The organism is Lacrimispora xylanisolvens (assembly GCF_002934545.1).
GTDB classification, from domain to species: Bacteria; Bacillota; Clostridia; order Lachnospirales; family Lachnospiraceae; genus Lacrimispora; species Lacrimispora xylanisolvens.
Window position 1 is genome coordinate 80884 of sequence record NZ_PTJA01000014.1, and the last position, 20751, is coordinate 101634.

Below are 20751 nucleotides of genomic sequence, written 5' to 3' on the forward strand. Positions count from 1 at the left end.
GAGAACTATGGAAGTAATGATGTATCTGATTCGCAATGTGTTCAGCCAGGCGGTGTTCATCATTGGAATCGTAGTAATTATAGGAATGGCTGCGCAGAAAAAGACCTGGGACCAGATTCTGCCAAGCGTAATCAAAACCATGATTGGTTTCACCATGATCAATGTAGGCGGACAGACCCTTGGTATGTCGCTGCTGCCTTTGCAGACCATGATCACAAAAATATTTAATCTGCCTGAAATTCCCGTTGATATCGGAGCGGCACAAAGCGAAAGTCTTTCCGGAATCGGAACAGAGATGGCGCTGATCTTTGCACTGGGATTTGTTGTCAATCTTCTCCTTGCAAGATTCACCCGCTTTAAATACGTACATTTATCTGCTCACGTATCCTTTTTCTATGCAGGACTCATAGCAGCACTGCTGAAATTCGGAACCAGCTTAAGCACGATACCATTAGTAGCAGTGGGGGCTGTTTTACTTGGCTGTTATATGACATTTTCCTGCGCTTACGTCGCTTTGTTTATGAAAGAGGTAAAAGGCGGAGAAGGGTTTACCCTGGCTCACTCCAGTTCTGTGGGAATCCTTATTTCTTCCCTGCTGGCGAAAGCCTTTGGCAACAAAGAACATGATCTGGAGAATATCAATGTACCAAAAAAACTGAACTTTTTAAGGGAAATGACCATATCACTGACCATTGTCATGACCATCCTTTTCCTTGCCATCAGCCTTCTTTCCGGTCCTTCCTGGGCACTGGAAAACGTCACCGGCGGACAGGATATCCTGGTTTTCAGCTTCTTAAAAGGTTTATCCTTTGGTATGTGGATTACAGTTATTATTACTGGTGTCAGAATGATGCTTTCCGAAATTATCGCTGCATTCCACGGAATTGCCAATAAGATTATTCCCAATTCGGTACCTGGACTGGATATTCCGCTGCTGTTCCCCAATTACCCCAATTCAGTGATACTTGGTTTCCTGACCAGCCTGATTGCAGGACTTTTGGGAATGATGGTTCTTGGATTACTGAATTATCCGGTAGTAGTATTCCCGGCACTGATTCCAACGTTCTTCACCGGTGCAGTAACCGCAATCTTCGGAAATGCTCACGGCGGCCGCAGAGGCGCCATAATCGGATCCTTTGTAAATGGACTGATTCTGATCTTCGGACAAGCCCTTTTACTGCCAATGATCGGTTCCTATGCACCGATTATGAGAATCTTAAGTGAGACAGACTATTCCTTCTACGGACCGATTTTAGGATGGATTCTGAGAATGTTTGGAGGAATGTAATGAAACATCTGGCTTTTTATATCCCACTGCATTATCCGGACAGAGAACGTTTTTTTGAAATTCTTCAGTTGCTTGATGAACGAGGGGCGGGGTATGTGGAAGTTGGGATTCCTGTTTCAGATCCTTATATGGATGGGGAGATTATCCGTGAAACAAACAAAGTGATTCTGAAGCAGGGATTAACCGGGGAAGACATTGCAGCTTCGTTAAAGGAGATTCGCAGCCGTTTTCGTTTTAAAGTTGTTATCATGACATATCAGGAAGGTGTGGAACGTTTTTTCCTTACCCAGATTCCACATGAGTTATATGATGGTTTTATCTGTGTCAATGGTGACTATCCGGCGGAGATCCTTCATGATCCAATCAAAGTACTCAGTCAGTCCCAAAGTAATGATGAACTGAAACAGGCATTAGAACACAATCATCTGTTTGCCTATGTGGTATCGGGAGAAGGAAAAACAGGCTCTTTTGATAAACTGCCTGATCAATATATCGAAGTAGTAAAAAGAGTGAAAACGTTTACTTCCATTCCCGCATTTGTAGGTTTTGGTATCAAATCTGCCGCTGATGTAGACATGGTCATGAATAATGGTGCAGACGGCGCTATTATTGGAACCGAATTTATCCGCCGTTATCAGCAGGGAGGATTTGATACATTAAAAAGCTACATAGATGAACTGAAAAGAGCGTATTAAAACAGGGGAGTTTTAATAGAATCAGCAGAAGTCTGATTTATCTTACAGTCAGGCTTCTGCTTTTGCGTTTTCTTTCTTTCCAGTGTGGATAAACTCTTTTACACCATAACAGTCCCTGTATTGTTTTAAGGTCATGCCAGTCACTTCCTTAAACTGCTTTCCCAAGTGGCTCTGCGATGAAAATCCCAGATAGGCCGATATCTCAATATATTGATATTTGGAATATATTAAAAGATTTTCAGCCAGCTTTATTTTTTCATTTCGAATGTAGTCTGTAATAGATATACCCTCCTCCTTTTTAAACAGATCAGAAAGATAGTTGGGGTTCATCTGAAGCTCCAGAGCCATATCTCCAATCTTGATTTTATCGTGAAGGTGGGAAAAGATATAATCCTTACATTCCTCAATGCGGGGATTTTTCTCTATTTTCTGTGTCCCTTTCTGTTTTTCCTTTCCTTCCTGTACCAGCCTGGCATACTCATATTCCGCACTGTTTTTGATATGAATCAGAGTGGCGATATCGTTGGATTCTTCTATTTTCATGATATATATGTCACTGAGGGAAAATGAGATTTCCGGGCTTAAACCTCCCCGTATGGCAGCCCGGCTTGCCAGTGTAATAACCACAATACAGACATTTTTAAAGCTGCGAAGCCGGTCTTTTGCCAGGATTCCCAGCTGTCCGGTGTAGTCCTCTGCCCAGCTTTGCTCCAACTGCTTAATATCTCCGTTTTCAATGCTGGAAAATTCCCTGACCTCCTGATCATATGGGTTGTGTTTTTTTCCATTTTCATGATTCTCAAAGATCAATTCTGAAAAATTCTTCTGTATCTGCGCTTTCGTCAGGGAATCCACACAGTTTTCCTTTATGATATCACCTGCCGTAAGCATCTCCTCGTGGAACAGGTTATAAATGAGAAGGATATCCCGCAGAAAAGCATCGAAATCACAGATACTCAGACTCTGGATCCAGTTGGAGTCAATATCTACAGCCTGAATACTGCGGTTAATATTTACCTGTGTCTGAAAGCCCACTGGCCCAATCACGTAAATCATGTTCTGAGCGGGGACTGCTGCATAAATGATATTGCCGTTGACAGCGGAAAGTGTGGGAAAAGGTTCTGATTTCATTTTAAGTACGGCGTCCCTGACTTCCGGGGAGAAAAAAGGAAGATCAGAAAAGTCCTTGCGGGCACATACAGTCTCTCCGGGTTTTTTGTCCATTGTATAGGATTTTACAAAGGTATGAAGATGATAGGAAATGTGTTTCATGAAATAATTTGTAATCATACAAACTCCTTTAACTGAGAAACGTGATAAAAAACTGTAAATATTGATATAAGATCAGTATAACTTAATTTAAAATGAAAGCAACTAAAAAATGATACAACAAGGAGATATAAATGAAAGTAAATGGTGTAAATCTGGGAAACTGGCTGGTACTGGAAAAATGGATGAGTCCCGGATTATTTGAAGGAACGGATGCAGCGGATGAATACTGGCTTCCCCGCAGTCTGACAAAAGAAGTTTACGAAGCCAGGATTCAAATACATCGCAGTGAATATATTACGGAACGGGATTTTGTGACTATCAGATCCTGGGGCATGGATACCATACGTATTCCGGTTCCATATTTTATTTTTGGTGACAGAGAGCCTTTTTTTGGCTGTATCAATGAGCTTGATCAGGCATTTAACTGGGCTGAAAAGTATGGTCTTAAAATACTGATTGATCTACATACGGCACCGGAAGGCCAGAACGGATTTGATAACGGAGGGATCAGCGGCGTATGCAAATGGGCACAGAATCCCCAGGAGGTGGAGTTTGTACTGACTGTTCTGGAACGCCTGGCAAAACGATATGGAACAAGAAGTGGGCTGTGGGGAATTGAGGTTCTCAATGAGCCGGCTACGGAAGCAATCTGGGAGTTTATGAATGTGCAAAAGAGATATCCTCCCAAAGATGAGGCCATGGGAAAGGGAAGCTGCGGAATTCCCATTTCATTCATTAAACAATTTTACCGGGAGGCATATAAAAGGATCAGAGCATTTATGCCGGAGGAAAAGCATGTGGTCTTTCACGATGCATTTGATTTGTCCGGCTGGAAGGAATTCTTTGAACATGAAAACTTCCAAAACATCGTTCTGGATACCCATCAGTATCTGATGATGGCAGAAATGATGGGATGTGGTCAGAACTTAAACGAATATCTGGATTATATTCAGACCCATTTCGCAAATGAGATAGAGAAAGTACAGGCATATGTCCCGGTAATATGCGGAGAATGGTGTCTCTTTAATTCTCTGGCATGTGGCTGGGATACAAAAGGGGGTCAGACTGTCTTAAACGGTTTAGAGGGATCTGACAAAGAGCTGAAATCTGCTGAAGAGAAAAAAGAAATCTATCAGGCTGTGGCAAAGGCTCAGCTTACTGCATGGAATAAGGGCTCTGGTCATTTTTACTGGAGTTATAAGCTTTTAACGGATACTGTCAATACCAGCGGCTGGAGCGGCTGGGACAGCTGGGATTTGGGAAGATGTGTGGATTTTGGCTGGTTTCCTGTAAAAAGTAAAATATAATTCAGAAAAGAGGAGAAGATATGAAACAGACAAAAGCTAACGGATCGCTTTCTTTTGTGGAGCGTTTTGGATATGGTATGGGAGATTACGCCGGAAATCTGGTTTATTCTGCAATCAGCGCATTCCTGCTGGTTTATTATACCAATGTGGTAGGGGCGAGTGCAGCGGCAGCGGCTGGGATTATAGCAGTATCGAAATTTTTGGATGGAATTTCGGATTTAGTCATGGGCTACATTGTAGACCATACCCACAGTAAATGGGGTAAAGCACGGCCATGGATTGCCAGACTCTGTGTGCCGCTTGCAGTCTGCACAGTTCTCATGTTTACCGTACCTCAAAGTCTGGAGGGAAAGGCGCAGCTGGTATACATGTTCCTGACATATAATCTGGTTTCCACCATTTTCTATACCGGAATCAATATTCCATATGCAACCATGCACGGCCTGATGACAACCAACCAGTATGAAAGAGGACTTCTTGGGAATTTCCGCAATCTTCTGGCCACAGCAGGAACGATGACCATTAATACAGTTGTTTTAAAAATGACCGGATACTTTGGCGGTGGGGATAAGTACAGCCAGAGAGGATGGACGGTTACCATGATTATTTTAATGATCCTGTTTATTGTAATCAACCTCTTTACATTTGCTGTATGCAAAGAGCGTGTAGTGGATGAAAAATCAGAAGGAATTCAGGAAGAAAAAGTAACCTTTGTCAGGGGGATAAAAGGACTGCTGGTGAACAAATACTGGATTTTGCTGGTAATAGCAATCTTTTCACTGTATTTTATGATGTCCTGTTTCTTTGGATCTGCGGTTTATTTTGCGCAGTACCGTCTGGGAGATGCCAACTATTTTACACCTGTATCCAACTTCCTGTCCATGTCCCAGATCATAACCTTATTCATAACACCGTTTCTAATGAAGAAGTTTACAAAGAAGCAGCTGATGCTTACAGGTCTTACGGTTGCAACCCTGGGATTCGCTTTAACAGGAATGTCTTATAACATAACCTTTATCAGTGCCATGTCAGTAATCAAGGGAATCGGCTTCGGTTTATCGGGAGCGTGTATGTTCGGGCTTTTGCAGGATGCCATTACATACGGGGAATGGTATAACGGATATGGTACGGCTGGAATGGGAAATGCGGCATCTTCCTTCTGCATGAAAGTTGGCTCCGGTATTGGAACAGCAGCACTTGGCTGGGTACTGGCAGCAGGCGGGTTCCATGCAGAACAGGCAGTGCAGAGTGGGGCATCCTTAGCAGCAATCGACTGGGCGTTTATCTGGATTCCGGCTCTTACCATGGGAATCGGGGTTGTCTGCCTCTTGTTATTTGATCTTGATAAAAAATATGATAAAATAGTTTCAGATTTATCAGCAGGAAAACACAGATTGGAGAACTGATGAAAGATAACACTGGATATCAAAGAAAAACTCTTTTGTTTGGGACTGCATATTACCCGGAATATATGCCTTATGACAGGGTGGAGACAGACTTGTCCATGATGTGTGAGGCGGGGATGAATGTGGTCCGGATTGCGGAATCCACCTGGAGTACTCTGGAACCTTCCGATGGAATTTATGATTTCAGCTATATTGACCGGGTTCTTAAAGCTGCCGAAAAGAAGGGAATGGAGGTAATTATCGGTACGCCTACTTACGCCATTCCAAGCTGGCTGGAGAAAAAAGATAAGAACATCATGGTAAAGACGAAAGCGGGCCAGGCTGTTTATGGGCGAAGACAGGCGATGGATATTATGAATCCTTCCTACCGCTTTTATGGAGAACGGGTGATTCGCAGACTTCTGGAACATACCGCAGGTCACCCATGTGTCACAGGCTTTCAGATAGACAATGAAACGAAGCATTATGGTACCTCATCAGAATTGGTTCAAAAGCTGTTTGTGGAACATCTGCAGCAGAAATTTGTTACAACTGACCGGTTGAATGAAACCTTTGGCCTTGCCTATTGGAGTAATTCCATCCATGACTGGAATGATTTTCCCGATATGAATGGCTGTATCAATGCTGGTTTATCCTGTGAATTTGAACGTTTTAAGAGAAGTCTTGCAGCTGGATTTCTCTTATGGCAGTCAGAAATAGTAAAAGAATATAAAAGAGAAGATCAGTTTATTACCCACAATTTTGATTTCCAGTGGAAGAAATTCGGAGCAGATATTGCTCAGGATGGATATTCCTATGGTGTCCAGCCAGATATCAATCATTATGAAGCTGCAGCTGCGGTAACAATTGCCGGTACTGATATCTATCATCACACCCAGGATCAGCTGACCGGAGCAGAGATCGCTTTTGGCGGAGATTCCATACGCTCTTTAAAAGGAAGAAATTATCTGGTACTGGAATGTCAGGCTCAGGCGTTTAAGTACTGGACGCCTTATCCGGGACAGTTAAAGCTTCATGCTTACAGCCATCTGGCAAGCGGAGCAGACGGAATTATGTACTGGAACTGGCATTCCATTCACAATGGATATGAGACCTACTGGAAAGGGCTGTTAAGCCATGATCTTGCAGTCAATCCTCCATACGAAGAGGCTTGTGAGATCGGAAACCAGTGGAAAAAGATGGGAAATAGTCTTCTGAATCTGAAAAAAGACAATCAGATTGCGCTGGTAGTTGACAATCAGTCCCTTCAAGCACTGGAGTGGTTCCCCATAGACCGGGATCTAAGCTATAATGATGTGGTGAGATGGATGTATGACAGTCTCTATGAGTTAAATATGGAATGTGATGTAGTGGATGTCAACGGTCTGGATCCTTTTAAATACCAGATGATTGTGACACCTGCTCTGTATAGCATTACAGAAGATAAATGCAAGCAGTTAAAAGAATTTGTTTCCAACGGAGGAGTATTGGTCAGCACCTTTAAATCCTTTGTTTCCAATGAATATTTAAGCGTTTATCCGGACACACAGCCTCATCTGCTTCATGAATGTTTCAAAATTCACTACAACCAGTTTACGGAGCCGGGAACTGCGAAAATCAAAGGCAGGCCGGTTCGGTACTTTGCAGAACTCCTTTATACAGACGGAGCCAGGGTGCTGGCGTCCTATGATCATAAATATTGGGGAAAGTATGGGGGAATTACTCAGGCAGACTACGAAAAGGGCAGCACTTATTACATCGGCTGTTATACAGATAAAGACATTGTAAAAGAAATATTAAAAATGGCTGTAAAAGATGCAGGCCTTTCTGATTTCATACCGGATGTATGCTTTCCGGTGATCATCCGAAGCGGAGTGAATCGGGACCATAAAAAAATTCACTATGTCCTTCACTATTCGGATGAAGAAACCACCATTTCCTGCCCCTATGAACGGGTGAATAATAAATTAGACGGAAAAAGTTATAAGAAAGGAGACAGGATACCCCTGAAAGACTGGGATGCTGTCATTTTGGAGGAAGAATGATGATCGGACAGGATAAAATGATAAAAAACCCCATTCTGCCGGGCTTTAATCCCGACCCATGCATTTGCAGAAAAGGGGATGATTATTATCTGGCAGTATCAACCTTTGAATGGTTTCCCGGAATCCCCATATACCATTCAAAAGATTTAAAAAACTGGGAGTTGTACACCCATGTTCTGACAGACGATGAAACAGTTGATTTAAAAAAGCTTCCATCTGCAAAAGGTATCTGGGCTCCATGCCTCACATACTGTGAAGAGGAAGATCTGTTTTATGTGATCTACGGAGTCATGAATTCCATGAACGCAAGATATTTTGATGTAAACAATTATCTGATTACAGCAACCGATATCAAGGGACCCTGGAGTGAACCAGTATATCTTCATTCTTCCGGATTCGATGCCTCAATCCTTCATGATAACGGCAAAAAGTATATTGTATCTCTGGAATGGGAGACCAGGGAAGGCTATGAAAAGCCTGGTGCAATCTGTATGGTGGAATACGATCCCGAAAAAAAAGAAATTATCGGTTATCCCAAACGCATCTGGAACGGCGGAACGGATCGGGGCTGCATTGAAGCACCCCATTTATACAAACGGGGAGAATATTATTACATCATGTGTGCAGAAGGAGGGACTGGCTATAATCATTGTGTAACCATGGGAAGATCCAAAGAAATCTGGGGGCCATATGCAGCGGACCCAATGAATCCCATCGTAACCTCTGTTCCGGGTGAGTCCAATGAGCGCCACGATCCGGATCATTTAAAGCCAGGATATTATAATACTGATTCCATCCTTCAGAAATCCGGTCATGGCAGTGTGGTGGATACCCAGAAAGGGGAAACCTATCTGGTGCATTTATGTGCCCGGCCTTTTGTACCAGAACTGCGCTGCACTCTTGGAAGAGAAACGGCCATTCAGAAAATGATATGGACTGACGATCATTGGCTGCGTATGGCAAATGGGGGGGATTTAGCGGAAGTTCTGGTTGAAGCAAGTAACCTGCCTGAAGTGCCGTTGAAGCAAATCCCTGATTTTGATGATTTTAATGAAGAGGAACTGGGGCTGCAGTATTACGCACCCAGAATCATGCCCCAGCGTTTTGCCGATTTAAAAGCCCGTCCGGGTTATGTGCGGATTCGCGGTCAGGAATCACGGACTTCCTTAAATCAGGTGAGCATTCTGGCGAGGAAGCTGACCTCTGTCTATGCAACGGTGACTACAAAGATGGAATTTATACCGGAAGTTCATCAGCACAGTGCCGGACTGATCTTATATTATGACAATATGAATTATATTAATTTAAGAAAATATTACAGTGAGACTCTGGGACAAAGTGCGCTTTCCATTATCCATCTGGAGAACGGAGAGAAGACCGAATTTCTAAATACCAGGATACCGGTAAGTGATGATCCTATCTATTTGAGGATTACAATAGAAGGCCGGCAGTCTTATTTCTCCTGGTGTTATGACGGAGTGAATTATCAGAAGATCGGCAGGGTCTTTGATACCACCAGATTTTCCGATGAATACTGTAAGTACGGAGAATTTACCGGTACTATGGTTGGGTTAACCTGTGCAGACAGAGTAAAGCACAGTCATTATGCAGATTTTGACTTTTTTGAATATTGTGCAGATGAGGACAGAGCGGTCGATTAAGATTTTTCGTATGTCAGACTGTTAAATTGTAAAAACTGGATAAAACAGGTCAAAAAACAGAAAGAATATCCCCAATTTACCTGCTATACTCAGATGATACCGGATAAAAAACGGAAAAATCATGAGGATATGGGAGGTGCTTATGGAAAAGAAGGTATCACAGCAGTTAACTATGAAAGAGAAGGTTTCTTATGGTCTGGGTGACTGCGGTGCCAATGTAGCTGTTGCAATGTGCTCCACCTTTTTAACTGCATACTATACAGATACGGTTGGCATCGCGGCTGCAGCGATCGGAACCATGATGCTGTTGACGCGTATTTTTGATGGAATAACAGATATTTTCATGGGAGTCATAGTGGACAGAACCAGTACCAGATGGGGGAAGGCTAGACCCTGGCTGCTCTGGACTGCGCCCTTCATGGCTTTGGCCCTTGTTTTGTTGTTTCATGTACCTGGTGAATTAAGCAGCAGAGGAAAACTGGTATATATCTATCTCACATACATATTTCAGAGCTGCTTTGTGTATACAGCAAATAATCTGCCGTATAATGCACTGCTGTCCCGTATGACACTGAATGTCAATGATCGTGCTTCTGCAGCCTCCATACGCTTTGTGATGACACAGATTACCACTCTCATAATTAATGCGGTAACGGCAGGATTACTTGCTACTGTCGGATGGTTTGCTTTATCTTTCGTTTATGGTATTATAACCATGGTTTTACTCCTTATCTGCTTTTGGGGAGTAAAAGAGCACTTAGATGAAGACGCAGAAACCGGGCTGGTAAAAGTGGAGAGAGTACCCCTTCATTTAGCCCTTCCAGCTCTGTTGAAGAACAGATATTTTTATATTCAGACTTTACTCTTCCTCTTTTTATATATTGCAATAGTCAGTACTGGATCAACTACATTTTATTTTTGCAACATTGTACTTGGAAATATAGGGATGATTACACTGATCAGTATGGCAGCTACGATTCCGGCGATGATTGTAAATCTCATTATGCCCAAATTAGTTAAGCTTTATGGAAAATGGAAACTGATGATATCAGGTGCTGTCCTGATGATCATAGGCTATTTAATAATAGGAGCGGCAGCTTCCAATGTAACGGTTGTTTTGATCGGTGTGGCAGTGAAAGGCTTTGGTATGGGACCTATTATGTCTGGTCTTTTCGCGATGACGGCAGATGTAGTTGATTATGGAGAATGGAAGACTGGAATACGTTCAGAAGGACTTGTCAACAGCTGTACTTCCTTTGGCATGAAGGTTGGAATTGGCGTTGGATCTGCTGTCTGTACATGGATTATGGCAATTGGAGGTTATGTTGGGACCGCAGCTGTTCAATCCCCTTCAGCAGTGAATATGATCCGTTTTGGATTTGGCTATAATGGTGCGATTATTTCCGGCATTTGTCTGATACTTTGCGTTATGATGAATATAGACCGCTACATTGTCGAGATACAAAGGGATCTTGAGGAAAAGCGTGAAAATAATAGAAAAGCTGGTGAATAAAATGTCAGAATCAAGTGATTTAATACGTAAGATGTTTCGGGAAGGAGACCGAAAACGTGATGCGGGTTTAACAACGCCGGAGTCCATTCAAAGATACGATGACATTCTGTACGGAACTGACACAGACTGGCAGATTCTTGATGTGTACCGGCCGAAAGAGTCAGATGGAAAGAAGCTTCCTGTCATTGTAAGTATACACGGCGGAGGCTGGGTCTATGGGGATAAGGCTGTCTATCAGTTTTATTGTATGGATCTGGCAAGGCGAGGCTTTGCAGTGGTAAATTTTACTTATCGGCTGGCGCCGGAAAACAAATTTCCGGCTTCCATAGAAGATACCAATCAGGTATTTTCATGGGTTATAGAGAATGCCGATGCCTATGGCTTTAACAAAGAGCATATTTTTGCAGTAGGAGATTCTGCAGGAGCTCATATTCTGGGACTATATTCGGCGATTTGCACCAATCCTGATTATGCCGGTCAATATCCGTTTCACACACCAGACGGTTTTGCACCGGAGGCGATCGCGTTAAACTGCGGTGCATTTCATATGGAATATGACAAAGAGAGTGGGGATAATACGCAGTCCCTGATCGGGGAATATCTTCCCCTGGGGGGGACTCCGGCGGAGCTTGAGATGATAAGTGTGGAAAAATATGTAACAGCAGATTTTCCTCCTGTGTTTCTTATGACATCAGTGGGAGATTTTTTGAAACATCAGGCGCCCATTATGGCTGAAAAGCTGACAGAATGTAATGTTCCGTTTATCTATCGCCTTTTTGGCAGTGACAAAAACCGCCTTGGTCATGTTTTTCACTGTGATATAAAATCAGTGGATGCCCGTATATGCAACGATGAAGAATGCTTCTTTTTTAATGAATTTATAAAAAAGGATAATGAGTAAAAATGAGTGAACCAATCGCAAAGCATCAGATGTTTGAATACGAAATAAACAATCCCTTCCAGATTATAAATCTGGAAGGGCCGTTGATTTGCGAAGAAAACTTATTAAACCACTGGCATACGGAGCTGGAAATGGCTTATATTTTTCAGGGGAAAAGCGACCATTATATAGATGGAAACTGCATTCATGCGGCTCCGGGAGATCTGGTGGTTGTAAATTCTGAAAGCATTCACAGTATTATTCCGGATCATACTGCCTGTCAAAACAGGGGAATGATTGCAGTGGTCCTCATTATATCCAGGGACTTCGTATTGGAATGTTTTCCTGATCTGGATTGTCATTATTTTGTGGTATCTGATACACTCAACCGCATAGAGGTGAGACGCATCATGGTTACCCTGTCTGAAAAAGCAAAATGCTGCTGCAATCATGAAGAGAGGCTTCTGATAAAGGGGCTGATTCTGGAACTGTTTTATTATCTGTGCCAGGATGGATACCAAATGAAGGATTTTGTTATGAACATCAATCAGCAAAAGAATAATGAACGTTTAAAGGGAATCATTCAGCATGTGGAACGTCATTATATGGAGCCAATTACTCAGTCAGATACTGCAAAGCGGTTCTATTTTTCAAAAGAGTATTTTTCCCGCTTTTTTAAGAGAAATACAGGAGTTAATTTTAAGCAATATCTGATAAATTACAGAATCCTTAAAGCAAGGAATGAACTTATTGGTACGGATCACAGTATTCTGGAGATCGCACTTAATAATGGGTTCTCAGATGAAAGACGTCTGATTGAGTCATTTAAGAAAATATATCAGATTACACCGCTCCAGTACAGGAAAAAAAATTCTGCTGATTATAATCGTAAAAAAAATGATTGACAATAAGTGAATGATCATTTATTATAAACCTATAGAGGTGATGAAATGAGAAGAAAAGACGACGAAAAGGTGAGGAATATCAAGGAAGCAGTAATAAAGCTGATCCTGCAGGAGGGCTTTCACGGCACTTCTGTCTCTAAAATAGCCAGATTGGCAGGGGTTTCGCCGGCAACGGTTTACATCTATTATGAGAATAAGGATGTGATGCTGCATGACATTTACCTGGAATATTCAGAAGAGATTTACGACTACTTATTAGACAGCATGAAACAGGAGTTAGAAGGGCGCAGACAGATTGAGCTACTGATCCGAAGCTATTATAACTACATTCTGGAGAATAAGGAAATTTTCAGTTTTGTGGAACAGTTTTCCAACTGTCCATCTTTAGCCAACAGCTGTTCTGGAAAACAGGGCATCTGCAAAATCTATCATATGATGGCAGAGATGAAGCAGAACCATATCTTAAGAGATTACAGGGAAGATAATTTACTTGCAATTATTTTCCAGCCGGTGAAAGCCATTGCGGTTGATAACCGGAAGGATGCAGCTCAGAAAGAAGATTTACTCACAGAGCTGATTATCATGATACAAGACGCAATTATGATGTAACATTTATAAGCGGGATTCTTTTATTGAGACAGTAAGAGATATCTCGCCATTAAAAATCTGATTGTTAAATGAACATTCACTTAAAATACGCACAGAAAGGATAAAACTATGAAAAATTATAATGATAATAATCTCGGCATAATTGTTCCGGTTTTTAATAAAGTTTTATTGCCTGGTGTCGCGACAATAATACATTTGGAACATTTAAATGAAAGACAGATCATGAGTCTTGAAGAAGAGGAGATCGTAAAGATTGCATTGCCGCTGAAACAGAATGCAGGCTCAGAAGAGAAGTCAGAAGATGATTTTCACCGCATTGGTGTTACCTTTTCCATAAACTCAGTGGAACAGACGGAAAAGGGGTTCCGCCTTTCCGTGGAACTGGGCAGCAGAATCATGGTGAACCAGATCAGTGAAGATAAAGGTGTTTTATACGCTGCATTTGAGGAAGCGCCGGATCTGGCAGATTTAGACGAGGCAAGCCTTAAGGAAATGCTGGGATATATTAAAAAAGTCAGCAATGAGATCAGCGGTAAATTTACAGGCGGGGAACAGTATCAGCGTATCGTAAACAGTTTCCAGGATATCAATGCGCTCATGATGTATTTATCCCAGTTTATACAGATCTCTTCCGAGGAACGCTACCAGCTGTTAGAAATCCAGTCCTTAAAGGAAAGAAGCCTTCGTTTCATGGATCATATGCTGAAGCAGAAGGAAATGATTGAGCTGCAGATGCAGGTAACGGAAAAATTTTCTGAAAGAGCCAATAAAAATTATCGGGAAGCAGTTTTAAGAGAACAGTTAAAAGCCATTCAGGAAGAATTAAATGAAGGAAAAGAAGGGGATGGCAAGAAAGAGAATGATTACCGTTCCAAGATTGAAGAAGCTGGCATGCCCCAGGATATCAAGGAATCTGCTCTGGAAGAATATGAAAAGATGGAAGAGCAGGGACCAAACCAGCCCGACTACAAGGTAATGCGCAATTATCTGGATTTGCTGGTAAAGCTGCCATGGAAAAAACAGCCCGCCAAATCCGTTGATTTAGACGGAGCAAGGAAGATTCTTAATGAGAGACATTACGGTCTTGATAAAGTGAAGGACAGAATCATACAGCATCTGGCGGTTATGGAACTGAACAAAGAAAAGAAAGGCTCCATCCTCTTGCTGGTGGGACCTCCGGGAACAGGAAAGACCAGTCTTGGAAAAAGCATTGCCGAAGCTCTTGACAGACCTTATACACGGTTAAGTCTGGGCGGCGTCAGGGATGAATCTGAAATCAGAGGGCACCGGAGAACCTATGTGGGAGCTATGCCTGGAAGAATCATTCAGAGCATGAAAAAGGCTGGCGCCACCAACCCGGTTATGGTACTGGATGAAGTGGATAAGCTGATGTCAGGTGGATACAGCGGAGATCCTGCCAGCGCACTCCTTGAAGTACTTGACCCGGAGCAGAACAATACCTTTACGGATCATTATCTGGATGTTCCCTATGATTTGTCCGATGTATTTTTCATCGCAACGGCAAACTCCTTAGAGACCATACCCGGTCCTCTGCTTGACAGAATGGAGATCATAAACATCACAAGCTATACAGCAGATGAAAAGTTTCATATCGGAAAAGATCATCTGGTTCCAGAAGTATTAAAAGAACACGGATTAACTGTAAACGAGCTTGTGATTGCAGATGAAGTACTGAAAGCGGTTATCAATGATTACACCATGGAAGCCGGGGTCAGAGGCCTGAAAAAGCAGCTGTCATCCCTTGCCAGAACTGCCGCAGAGAAAATAGTTTCAAAGAAGACCGAGATACCAGTGGTAGTGAAGCCGGCAGATTTAGAAGACCTTCTTGGAAGAAAAGTCTCCCGCCATGAGAAAGCCCAGCTGGACAACCCGCCTGGTGTGGTGACCGGACTGGCATGGACACCGGTAGGGGGAGAGATCTTATTTATTGAGGCGGCTGATATGCCGGGCAACGGCAACATTATATTAACCGGAAAGCTGGGTGATGTGATGAAGGAATCTGCCAGAATTTCCTTAAGCCTTTTAAAATCCAGACTGCCTCTTAATACCTTTAATTTTAAAGAGAGAGATCTTCATATTCATGTACCGTCAGGAGCTGTACCAAAAGATGGCCCTTCCGCCGGAATTGCACTCTTTACCGCGCTGGCTTCCTTAGTCACAGGTGCTAAGATAGATTCCAGACTTGCAATGACTGGTGAGATTACGTTAAGAGGAGCCGTATTACCAATCGGCGGACTGAAAGAAAAACTTCTGGGTGCACAGAGAGCAGGAATTAAGAAGGTTCTGATTCCTCAGGATAATGTGGTTGATTTAAAGGATGTACCGGAAGAGACAAAAGAAGGGCTTACCATCATTGCGGTGGAGACCATAGAAGATGTAATAAGAGAAACCATAGGAATCGCGTTGCCGCGGATGGAGCAGGTACTTCTGCCAAAAGAAGGGGCAGGCCGGTTGTTTGAAACCATCGAGCCTATGAAAAATAATATGAGAAGAGAGGTAATTTAAATGAATCTTACAGTGACAAAGGAAACATTAATCGGAGAAATCTTAGAAGCAGACCGCACCACAGCACCATACTTTTTTGAAATGGGAATGCATTGTCTTGGCTGCCCTTCCTCAACGATGGAAAGTCTGGAAGAAGCCTGCATGGTACACGGAGTTCCGGTTGAAGAACTGGTAGAAAAATTAAACGGACATATGTCCAAATAAATGATATTTTAGAAAGTCCCCCATTCTGCATCAGTAAAAAATAAGCAGAATGGGGGACTTTTCATAATAATCAGATGTCACTGTCACCAAGCATTGCTTCCGCCATACTCTCATATCCGTAGATTCCTGATACATAGCGAAGTCCGTCAGATATCTCAGATTTGGAAAAATCGTTTTTATCTAAAAAATCCCCGTCTTTGTCATTTAAGGTGTAATAGAACATCAGAGCCAGTTTTAAATATTCCATATCCTCAGAATCCAGTTCTTCCAAAAGAGTATTCTCGGCATCATTAATGGATCCTTCTTCAATCAGTTTCTTCAGTTCTTCAAATTTCTCTTCCATTTCCCGGCTTTTAAAAGCCCTGTCGTCATTTTTTCCCAGCTCTATGTTAAAAATCAGTTTTAACAGTGTACTAACCATTCCATTATTGATCCGTGTAGCGTAATCATCTGTCAGCATAATATTCTCCTATTCTGATTCTGAATTCCTATTTTTAAAAATTTCAGGCAAGAATTACTGTATCATAACGGAATCAAAAAGTAAAGAATTTAAGTACATACCCATGATTGTTACACATGGAAAAGTATGTTAAGCTGTTATAGACATGCATAAGAGAAGTTCAGGAGGTAAGATATGATTGAAACAGATCTGGCAAGGAAATTTATTGAACAGGTAACCCAGTATACCCAGTATAATATCAATATCATGAATGATCAGGGAATTATTATTGCAAGCCGGGATGAAAGCCGGGTGGGAACGTTTCATGAGGTCGCCTATTATATTGTGACAGGGAAAGAAGACATGGTGGTCACATCAGGAGAGGAAGATTATCCCGGTGTCAGACCCGGAATTAACATGGTAATCAACATCGATGGAAGGCGGGAGGGTGTGGTTGGGTTAACCGGAGAACCTGCTGAAATAAAGCCGGTAGCATTGATTACGAAAATGGCAATTGAGGCGATGTTAAAATATGAAAAACAGCAGGAGGAAATCCGGCGGAGAAGAGATAAAAAAGAACACTTTACCAATTTGCTGATCCATGTGGAGCATCCCGATCCGGGAGAACTGCGGAGTATGGCGCATCAGCTTAATTACTCTGAAAACATAGTCCGGATTCCCATTTTATGCAAAACAGAAGAGGTAAAAGCGGAATTAATTCTGGACATGTTAAAACATGGTCCCCGTCATGGAAGAGAGGATATCAGTGCAGTTTTAAATGATACTCATGTTCTGATATTTAAAACCATGAAAACAGATAACGCCAAGCTGTTTGCTGATTATAAATATCTGATTGGTGATTATCTCAGTACCGTATTAAAATGGCTGCGCCAGCAGGAGAAGCAATGTAGATTTTATATTGGTTCCTTTCAGGAAAATTTCACTCAGTATTATTACGCTTACAGTCATTGTGTATGGCTGGAGGAAAAAGCAGGGAATACGACGGCAGCATTTTTTTATGATTTCACGGGAAATTATGTACGTTCCGTTGTTCCCTTTAATGAACTTCAGTGGATGTTTCAGACTTATGAAAAGGAAATGAATGAAGATTTGAAACAATCTTTGATTGAAATTGCGGGTGCGCTGATAAAATCCAATTATAATCTGGTGACAGCTTCAAAAGAACTCTTTGTTCATAAAAATACGCTTTTATACCGCTATGGCAAGATCAAAGATTATTTTAATATAAACCCCATTGAATCAGCAAAAGACCGCTTTTTTCTGGAAAATTTTTATTCTTTTTTAACAAAAGAACATTAGTTTTGTATTGACAATACAAAAATCACCGTGATATTGAGATTCACAGCAGTGGTTTTACATTTATTATGATGATACCATTGTCATAAGAAGTTAGCTGCATGATTAATTTCATTATGAAGGGGGTCATTTTATGACAGGTTTACCGTTAATCTTTGTATTTATCCTGGCGATTATTCTGATGATTATGGCTATTTCCAAATTTAAAATTCATCCGTTTATCGCAATTATGACCATCTCTTTGCTGTTAGGCCTTGTAGCAGGAATACCGCTGGCAGACAAAACATTGGGAGATGGAACAAAAGTAAGCGGACTGGCATCAGTCATCGGAGCAGGATTTTCCGGCACTTTTTCAAGCATCGGTATCGTAATTATTCTGGGTGCTTTAATTGGAACCGTTCTGGAAAAAACAGGGGCTGCACTGAAGCTTGCAGATATGGTGATAAAGCTGGTGGGAAAAAACAATCCTGTACTGGCAATTGAAATGATGGGCTGGGTGGTATCTATTCCAGTTTTCTGTGATTCGGGGTTTGTAATTTTAAATCCAATCAGAAAAGCACTGGTTAACAGGACGGCAGCATCCTCTGTGGCAATGACGGTTGGGCTTTCCTCCGGATTATATATTTCCCATGTATTTATTCCGCCCACACCAGGACCCATTGCAGCAGCGTCTACCCTGGGAATTGGTGAAAATCTGCTTCTTGTAATGGGAATGGGCGCTTTGTGTTCTGTTTTCCCTCTGATTGCTGGTTACTTCTATGCCAGATACATAGGCAAAAAGGTAAGATCAGAAGATGAGGCAGATATGGGAGAGATTGGAAAGACCTATGAAGAGCTGGTAGCAGAGTTTGGAAAACTTCCCAGCGGTATCAATGCTCTGGCCCCGATTTTGGTGCCTATTCTTCTGATGGCTCTTTCTTCCGCGGCATCCATGGCAGGTATGACAGGACTTGGCGGAGATATGATTAAATTTTTGGGAACGCCCATCATTGCTTTGGCAGTCGGTACACTTTTTAGTGTGATTCAGCTCAAGGGTGCAGGAAAAATGAGTGATTTTTATGAAATCACCAATGAAACATTAAAAACAGTGGGACCAATTCTTTTTGTCACAGCTGCAGGAGGAGTTTTGGGTAAAGTGATTTCATCCACTGACATGGTTAATTACATTAAGGATCACGCTTCTGTGTTAAGCACCATGGGAATATTCTTCCCATTTCTTCTGGCAGCTATTTTAAAGAGTGCACAAGGTTCCTCAACGGTATCCTTAACCACAACAGCTGGAATAGTGGCACCCTTACTCCCTATGCTGGGGCTGGAGAGTCCAGTCAGAGTTGCTCTTGCATGTATGGCAATCGGTGCCGGTGCAATGACTGTTTCTCATGCCAATGACTCCTATTTCTGGGTTGTGACAAACTTTGGAGCAATGACCCCGGAAAAAGGATATAAGACTCAGACTATGGCAACTCTGGTACTTGGAATAGCAGGAATACTGGAAATCTTTATTCTGTCATTGATTCTTCATTAGGAATCAGACAGAAAGGGGGAAAGGAGAGACCTGATATGAAACTATTATTTGCATCCGATTCTTTGAAAGGAACCCTTACCAGCGCACAGACCATTGAGCTGCTAGGTAAGGCTGCTAATGAAGTATTTGGACTTTGTGAGTGGGAAGGAATTCCTGTTGCTGACGGAGGAGAAGGGACTGCAGACGCGGTAATCTCTGCTGCCAGGGGAGAAAGGGTGCCGGTGACTGTACATGGTCCTCTTTTAGAGACAGTTCACACCTATTATGGCAGCCTGGATAAGAACCGGGCCATTATCGAGATGGCGGCAGCCTCCGGTCTGACTCTGATACCAGAAAGCCAGAGAGATCCCAGAACCACCACCAGTTTTGGTACAGGTGAAATAATAAAAGATGCGTTAGAAAGAGGGTTTACAGACATCTCCATTGCCATAGGAGGATCAGCAACAAATGATGGCGGAATGGGATGTATGAGAGCACTGGGTGTCCGGTTCCTGGATGCTGGCGGAGAGGAACTAAATGGAACGGGTGAAGATTTAATCAGGGTATCTTCCATTGATACTTCCGGTCTGGATTCCAGACTTAACCAGGTGAGGCTTACTGTTATGTGTGATGTAAACAATCCACTGTGCGGTCCTGATGGAGCTGCCTATACCTTTGGGAAGCAAAAAGGAGGAACTCCACCTGTTTTAGACCAGCTTGAAAATGGCATGATAAACTACAGAAATATAATCATACAGAAATTTGGAATCAATCCGGATGAAATTCCAGGCTCAGGTGCCGCTGGCGGGCTTGGCGCTGCACTTTGCATATTTTTAGGGGGACAACTAAAATCCGGTATTGAAACGGTTCTGGATTTAATTGATTTTGACTCCCGACTCCATGGCGTTTCCCTTGTAGTGACAGGAGAGGGGCGGGCAGACTGGCAGTCCTGCTTTGGCAAGGTGATGCAGGGGATTGGAGAAAGATGCAGACGGAGAGGGATTCCTGCTGTGGCCCTGACCGGATCCATGGGACCTGGGGCAGAGAAAATCTATGATTATGGAATCCGTTCTATCATGACAACGGTAAACGGAGTTATGGATCTGAATGAGGCATTTAACCGGGCAGAAGATTTATATTATCAGGGAGCAATTCGTATGTTCCGGCTGATTGCACTTGGAATGGAATTGTAAAGAAAAAC

17 protein-coding genes are annotated in these 20751 nt (G+C 42.4%); 15 read left to right on the forward strand and 2 right to left on the reverse strand.

Annotated elements, in window-relative coordinates; translation table 11 throughout:
- Positions 1-7 precede the first annotated feature (7 nt).
- Both ulaA and trpA read left to right on the forward strand, forming a co-directional pair.
- Positions 8-1288, forward strand: coding sequence for a PTS ascorbate transporter subunit IIC (gene ulaA / locus BXY41_RS21705; protein ID WP_104438977.1), 1281 nt, complete (start codon positions 8-10; stop codon positions 1286-1288).
- A complete protein-coding gene (gene trpA / locus BXY41_RS21710) occupies positions 1288-1983 on the forward strand; it encodes a tryptophan synthase subunit alpha (RefSeq protein WP_170072524.1) in 696 nt (231 codons plus the stop codon). Before ulaA ends, trpA begins: the two co-directional genes overlap by 1 nt.
- A gap of 48 nt (positions 1984-2031) precedes the next feature.
- Here the strand turns inward: trpA and BXY41_RS21715 are convergent, their stop codons facing one another.
- Complete coding sequence (locus BXY41_RS21715) at positions 2032-3273, reverse strand: AraC family transcriptional regulator (RefSeq protein WP_104438979.1); 1242 nt, start codon at positions 3271-3273, stop codon at positions 2032-2034.
- 113 nt (positions 3274-3386) lie between these two features.
- Here BXY41_RS21715 and BXY41_RS21720 point away from each other — a divergent pair, with 113 nt between their 5' ends.
- From BXY41_RS21720 to BXY41_RS21765, 10 genes are all read left to right on the forward strand, one after another.
- Positions 3387-4562, forward strand: a complete 1176-nt coding sequence (locus BXY41_RS21720; RefSeq protein ID WP_104438980.1) for a glycoside hydrolase family 5 protein — start codon at positions 3387-3389, stop codon at positions 4560-4562.
- Positions 4563-4582: 20 nt separating this feature from the next.
- Entirely contained in the window at positions 4583-5968 is a 1386-nt protein-coding gene (locus BXY41_RS21725) for an MFS transporter (protein ID WP_104438981.1), read from the forward strand.
- A complete protein-coding gene (locus tag BXY41_RS21730) occupies positions 5968-7992 on the forward strand; it encodes a beta-galactosidase (protein WP_104438982.1) in 2025 nt (674 codons plus the stop codon). The genes BXY41_RS21725 and BXY41_RS21730 overlap by 1 nt, the downstream gene beginning before the upstream one ends.
- On the forward strand, positions 7989-9653 hold the full coding sequence (locus tag BXY41_RS21735) for a glycoside hydrolase family 43 protein (RefSeq protein WP_341457873.1): 1665 nt from the start codon (positions 7989-7991) through the stop codon (positions 9651-9653). Before BXY41_RS21730 ends, BXY41_RS21735 begins: the two co-directional genes overlap by 4 nt.
- A 142-nt stretch (positions 9654-9795) precedes the next feature.
- Positions 9796-11166 (forward strand): MFS transporter, encoded by a 1371-nt coding sequence (locus BXY41_RS21740; protein WP_104438983.1) that lies wholly within the window; start codon positions 9796-9798, stop codon positions 11164-11166.
- The gene (locus tag BXY41_RS21745; protein WP_341457874.1) at positions 11138-12067 is read left to right on the forward strand and encodes an alpha/beta hydrolase; all 930 of its coding nucleotides are present in this window, start codon (positions 11138-11140) and stop codon (positions 12065-12067) included. Before BXY41_RS21740 ends, BXY41_RS21745 begins: the two co-directional genes overlap by 29 nt.
- A 2-nt stretch (positions 12068-12069) precedes the next feature.
- Positions 12070-12951 carry a helix-turn-helix transcriptional regulator gene (locus BXY41_RS21750; RefSeq protein ID WP_104438984.1) on the forward strand — a complete coding sequence of 294 codons (882 nt, stop codon included), beginning with the start codon at positions 12070-12072 and terminating at the stop codon, positions 12949-12951.
- Positions 12952-12996: 45 nt separating this feature from the next.
- Positions 12997-13560: a TetR/AcrR family transcriptional regulator gene (locus tag BXY41_RS21755; RefSeq protein ID WP_104438985.1), complete on the forward strand. Its 564-nt coding sequence runs from the start codon at positions 12997-12999 to the stop codon at positions 13558-13560.
- A 108-nt stretch (positions 13561-13668) separates the two neighbouring features.
- Positions 13669-16086 (forward strand): endopeptidase La, encoded by a 2418-nt coding sequence (gene lon, locus BXY41_RS21760; protein WP_104438986.1) that lies wholly within the window; start codon positions 13669-13671, stop codon positions 16084-16086.
- Positions 16087-16290: a DUF1858 domain-containing protein gene (locus BXY41_RS21765; protein ID WP_104438987.1), complete on the forward strand. Its 204-nt coding sequence runs from the start codon at positions 16087-16089 to the stop codon at positions 16288-16290.
- A 70-nt stretch (positions 16291-16360) separates the two neighbouring features.
- Here the strand turns inward: BXY41_RS21765 and BXY41_RS21770 are convergent, their stop codons facing one another.
- Entirely contained in the window at positions 16361-16750 is a 390-nt protein-coding gene (locus tag BXY41_RS21770; protein ID WP_104438988.1) for a DUF6483 family protein, read from the reverse strand.
- A 174-nt stretch (positions 16751-16924) separates the two neighbouring features.
- Here BXY41_RS21770 and BXY41_RS21775 point away from each other — a divergent pair, with 174 nt between their 5' ends.
- The 3 genes from BXY41_RS21775 to BXY41_RS21785 all read left to right on the forward strand — a co-directional run bounded on the left by BXY41_RS21775 (position 16925) and on the right by BXY41_RS21785 (position 20743).
- Positions 16925-18049, forward strand: a complete 1125-nt coding sequence (locus tag BXY41_RS21775; RefSeq protein WP_104438989.1) for a CdaR family transcriptional regulator — start codon at positions 16925-16927, stop codon at positions 18047-18049.
- 130 nt (positions 18050-18179) lie between these two features.
- Positions 18180-19571, forward strand: a complete 1392-nt coding sequence (locus BXY41_RS21780; protein ID WP_104438990.1) for a GntP family permease — start codon at positions 18180-18182, stop codon at positions 19569-19571.
- A gap of 35 nt (positions 19572-19606) precedes the next feature.
- Positions 19607-20743 carry a glycerate kinase family protein gene (locus BXY41_RS21785; protein WP_104438991.1) on the forward strand — a complete coding sequence of 379 codons (1137 nt, stop codon included), beginning with the start codon at positions 19607-19609 and terminating at the stop codon, positions 20741-20743.
- The last annotated feature ends 8 nt before the right edge of the window (positions 20744-20751 follow it).

What these genes read in the sequence shown, in the direction of transcription:
- ulaA (WP_104438977.1), top strand. Translation starts at nt 8, where the DNA reads ATGGAAGTAATGATGTATCTGATTCGCAATGTGTTCAGCCAGGCGGTG.
- trpA (WP_170072524.1), top strand. Translation starts at nt 1,288, where the DNA reads ATGAAACATCTGGCTTTTTATATCCCACTGCATTATCCGGACAGAGAA.
- BXY41_RS21715 (WP_104438979.1), bottom strand. Translation starts at nt 3,273, where the DNA reads ATGATTACAAATTATTTCATGAAACACATTTCCTATCATCTTCATACC.
- BXY41_RS21720 (WP_104438980.1), top strand. Translation starts at nt 3,387, where the DNA reads ATGAAAGTAAATGGTGTAAATCTGGGAAACTGGCTGGTACTGGAAAAA.
- BXY41_RS21725 (WP_104438981.1), top strand. Translation starts at nt 4,583, where the DNA reads ATGAAACAGACAAAAGCTAACGGATCGCTTTCTTTTGTGGAGCGTTTT.
- BXY41_RS21730 (WP_104438982.1), top strand. Translation starts at nt 5,968, where the DNA reads ATGAAAGATAACACTGGATATCAAAGAAAAACTCTTTTGTTTGGGACT.
- BXY41_RS21735 (WP_341457873.1), top strand. Translation starts at nt 7,989, where the DNA reads ATGATGATCGGACAGGATAAAATGATAAAAAACCCCATTCTGCCGGGC.
- BXY41_RS21740 (WP_104438983.1), top strand. Translation starts at nt 9,796, where the DNA reads ATGGAAAAGAAGGTATCACAGCAGTTAACTATGAAAGAGAAGGTTTCT.
- BXY41_RS21750 (WP_104438984.1), top strand. Translation starts at nt 12,070, where the DNA reads ATGAGTGAACCAATCGCAAAGCATCAGATGTTTGAATACGAAATAAAC.
- BXY41_RS21755 (WP_104438985.1), top strand. Translation starts at nt 12,997, where the DNA reads ATGAGAAGAAAAGACGACGAAAAGGTGAGGAATATCAAGGAAGCAGTA.
- lon (WP_104438986.1), top strand. Translation starts at nt 13,669, where the DNA reads ATGAAAAATTATAATGATAATAATCTCGGCATAATTGTTCCGGTTTTT.
- BXY41_RS21765 (WP_104438987.1), top strand. Translation starts at nt 16,087, where the DNA reads ATGAATCTTACAGTGACAAAGGAAACATTAATCGGAGAAATCTTAGAA.
- BXY41_RS21770 (WP_104438988.1), bottom strand. Translation starts at nt 16,750, where the DNA reads ATGCTGACAGATGATTACGCTACACGGATCAATAATGGAATGGTTAGT.
- BXY41_RS21775 (WP_104438989.1), top strand. Translation starts at nt 16,925, where the DNA reads ATGATTGAAACAGATCTGGCAAGGAAATTTATTGAACAGGTAACCCAG.
- BXY41_RS21780 (WP_104438990.1), top strand. Translation starts at nt 18,180, where the DNA reads ATGACAGGTTTACCGTTAATCTTTGTATTTATCCTGGCGATTATTCTG.
- BXY41_RS21785 (WP_104438991.1), top strand. Translation starts at nt 19,607, where the DNA reads ATGAAACTATTATTTGCATCCGATTCTTTGAAAGGAACCCTTACCAGC.